This is a genomic window from uncultured Bifidobacterium sp. (genome assembly GCF_949292005.1).
GTDB lineage: Bacteria > Actinomycetota > Actinomycetes > Actinomycetales > Bifidobacteriaceae > Bifidobacterium.
In genome coordinates this window covers 1-3,314 of sequence record NZ_CASEXV010000066.1, presented here as the reverse complement: position 1 = coordinate 3,314, position 3,314 = coordinate 1, and the positions used below count along the sequence as shown (strand labels likewise).

Sequence of the window (3,314 nt, the reverse complement as noted above, 5' to 3'; positions counted from 1 at the left end):
CTTGTTGCGGCATTGCCAGACGACGTCGACCCGGTCGTCGATCACGAAGGCGACGGTGTCGGATTTGCCGTTGTCCTCAATGATCTGCGCGATGTCCTGGGCCATGATGGTGATGTCCTTGGCGTCGGCGTCCTTGGCGCGCAGCTGGATGAACGTGGCCCCTCCCATAAGGGCGTCCTCGACGACGCCTCCGATGGCGCGGCCCTTCGTGTCCTGCGGGCCCACGACGAAGTAGGCGCTCAGATCGAATGACGATCGCATGGACGGGTAGGGGTATGTGGTGGTTGATGCGGTTGGCATGTGGTGTCTCCTAGCTGGTGTGTCGATGCTGGTGTGTCCAGGCGGGTGTCGCCATGAGTGTGTGACAGTGAGTGTGTGACAGTGAGGGGTGATCGTTCCCCACGGGTATCCCCGTGAAGTGCTCCGTGCGCGACGTCGCCCCGGCGTCGTGGGCTGCTGTCCGGTTAGAGGTCCTGGCGCAGGGGGGATGACGCCACGTCGTCGGGGGTGGCGCTCCACAGCGCATCAAGGAACGCGGTTTGGAACGATCCCGGTCCCTGGGCCGTTTCCGCCGCGGTCCGGGAGGCGTGGTTGAAGAGTAAGCTCGCCGACAGCGCGGCGGTCAGCGGGTCGCACACGCTGAGATATGTTGCCGTGACCGCGCCCAACGCGCATCCCGCTCCGGTGATTTTCGTCATCATCGAGCTTCCGCCGGCTAGCCGGAACACGGATTCTCCATCGGTGATGAGGTCCACTGGTCCGGACACGGCCACGGCGGCCTGATGCCCGGGTGCGGTCGCGGCGAGGAATCGTGCGATGGATTGGGCGTCCTCGCGGGCGCTGTCCACGTCGTCCACGGACTCTACTCCCGACGGTTTGCTCGACGTGCCCTGAGACAATCCCCAGATTCGCGCCAACGCGATGGTCTCGGAGGCGTTCGCCCGCACGATCGTGGGCGGATTGTCCTTGAACGAAGTGAGGATGCGCGTGCGTGTGGAGCCGATTCCCGCGGCCACGGGATCGAGCACCCAGGGATGCGATGCCGTGTGGAAGTACGCGGTGATCTGGTCGAGCGCGTCCGCGTAGAACGGCAGTAGCGTGCCGACGTTGATATAGCTGGCTTTGGCGACGCGGGCCGTGTCGATGATGTCGTCGGGCAGGTAGCTCATGGCCGCCGTGCCGCCCGCCGCGAGCTGCGCGTTGGCGACCAGGTTGATGGTCACGAAATTGGTGAATGACTGGGCCAGTGGGGTTGATTCCCGAACCGCCGAGACGGCGGACATGACGCGCTGTCTGATGTGCGCGTCGTCGGGCACGGTATGGGTTGTCATATCCATGACGGTTGCTCCCTACGATGGTGTTAACCAACAGGTTCTAAGGGTCAGGCTTTCCGCCTATCTCAACCCGTCGCCATCGTGTGGCTGGGGTTCCCCTGCATTACGTGAGAAAACCATAGGGGCGATGTCGGACAATCGCCATCCGACATCGCCCCGGGGGGGGTTGTGGCCTTCGCGTTCAGCGACGGCCGGCGAGTTTGTGGAATTCCTCGACGACCTGCGCGCGCTGCTCGGCGCGCTTGTAGTCCACTGTTCCCGCGGCGACGAGTCGTGCGAGATCCTGGTCGAGCGTGTGCATTCCCAGATCGGAGCCGGCCTGCAGCTGGGTGCGGATCTGATGTGTTTTGGAGCTGCGGATGAGCGCCGCGATCGCCGGGGTGGTGTACATCGTCTCGGTGGCGGGGACCCGTCCGTGCCCTGAGATGTGCGGCAGCAGCGTCTGCACGATCACGGCTCGCAGCGTGGACGCCACTTGGACGCGAATCTGCTGCTGCTGGTTCTCGGGGTACACGTCGATGAGGCGGTCGACGGTCGCCGCCGCGTCCTGGGTGTGGAGGGTGGCGAACACCAGATGTCCCGTTTCCACTGCCGTCAATGCGGTGGATATGGTTTCGAGGTCTCGTAGCTCGCCCACTTCGATGATGTCGGGATCCTCGCGAAGAGCGTGTTTGAGGGCTTCCGCGAAGCTCAGCGTGTCAGTGCCGACCTCGCGCTGGCTGACGATGCAGCCTTTATGCTGGTGCACGAACTCGATGGGGTCCTCGATGGTGATGATGTGGTCGTGGCGCTCCTGGTTGGCGCGGTCGACGATCGCGGCGAGGGTGGTCGATTTTCCGGATCCGGTCGGTCCGCAGACGAGCACGAGGCCGCGGGGGAGGAGCGCGAGGTCGGAGATTCGCGGATCGAGTCCCAGCTGCGCCGCTGATTTGATCTCCAGCGGGATGGTTCTTAGGGCCGCGCTGGTTCCGGACCTGTCGTGGTACACGTTGACGCGGAACCGTAGAAGGTCGCCGATGGCGAAGGAGATGTCGAGTTCGAGGTCGCGCTCGAATCTGTCGCGCTCCTCTTGCGTGGTCATGACCTTGACTGCGGCTATGGTGTCCTCTTTGGTCCAGACTGAGGTGCCGGGCACCGTTTGGATCGTGCCGTCCACTCGGATCATGGGCGGATCCCCAACGACGAGGTGAAGGTCGGAGGCGTTGTACTCCACGAGGGTGGCGAGGGCTTTGACGAAGTCGTCGCTTGCGGTCGGATAGCTGTCATGCATGGCGTCGACGACCAGCGCGGCTTTCTTGCGTCGCGCTCGTGAGGCGTCCGCCGCGGACTGGTTTCCGGTGGAGGCGTTGACCACGAAATCGGTTTTCGCGTTGGGGCTGGACACCGGTCCGCTGCTCCAGTGGGTGGTGTTCCTGCGGTTGCTGGGTGAGCGTTTCAAGGGCAGCTCCCATGTTGTGGTCGTTGCATGCGCCCGTCCCGTTCTCTTGCTTCGAGCGTTGCCGTTGTCACCGTCGTCGTTGTCGTCGTCGGTTTGTTCGGAAATGTTGGCGGGTGGTGTCCGTGTTGGCCAGTGCTGGGTCGTCTCGATGTCCCGGAACTGCATGGTGGAGTTGATGCCTGTTGTGGCTGTTTCCGGATCCTCGGTGGTGGTGCGATCGTTGGGCTGCATCGTTGCGGTCTCTTTCTGTGGGGGGGTGTCGTCGTGGCTGGTCTGATGGTATGCGGGGTCGATGCCCGTATCGTGAGGTTGCGGCTGCGGGATTTGGCCCGATGGGATTTGGCCCGATGGGATTTGGCTCAAGGGATGCGGTGGGGGCACCGGCGTGCTCGCCGTCACCGGCTCGGGCGCCCTCGTGGGTGTCACGGGTTCGGGCGTGGCCTCGTGGCTGCGGGTTTCCTCGTGTTCCCGTTGGGCTCGGTCCAGCGCCTCGAAGATGCTCTTCAATGACGGATCGTCCGCGGTGATGGCGTTGTCGGAGG

The 3,314-nt window shown here is 64.0% G+C and carries 3 protein-coding genes and 1 riboswitch; all 3 genes read right to left on the bottom strand.

Annotation, left to right across the window (positions count from 1 at the left end; genetic code table 11):
* A partial coding sequence (locus tag Q1X90_RS04985; RefSeq protein ID WP_300767156.1) for a thiamine phosphate synthase occupies nucleotides 1–300 on the bottom strand: 300 nt, incomplete at its 3' end.
* A gap of 164 nt (nucleotides 301–464) precedes the next feature.
* The gene (locus tag Q1X90_RS04980) at nucleotides 465–1,283 is read right to left on the bottom strand and encodes a hydroxyethylthiazole kinase (protein WP_300767158.1); all 819 of its coding nucleotides are present in this window, start codon (nucleotides 1,281–1,283) and stop codon (nucleotides 465–467) included.
* A gap of 46 nt (nucleotides 1,284–1,329) precedes the next feature.
* A riboswitch (TPP riboswitch) is annotated at nucleotides 1,330–1,444 on the bottom strand.
* 71 nt (nucleotides 1,445–1,515) lie between these two features.
* A complete protein-coding gene (locus Q1X90_RS04975) occupies nucleotides 1,516–3,003 on the bottom strand; it encodes a type IV pilus twitching motility protein PilT (RefSeq protein ID WP_300767154.1) in 1,488 nt (495 codons plus the stop codon).
* Between the last annotated feature and the right edge of the window lie 311 nt (nucleotides 3,004–3,314).

Coding starts and splice junctions, on each gene's coding strand:
- Q1X90_RS04980 (WP_300767158.1), bottom strand. CDS start 1,283: ATGTCCGCCGTCTCGGCGGTTCGGGAATCAACCCCACTGGCCCAGTCA.
- Q1X90_RS04975 (WP_300767154.1), bottom strand. CDS start 3,003: ATGCAGCCCAACGATCGCACCACCACCGAGGATCCGGAAACAGCCACA.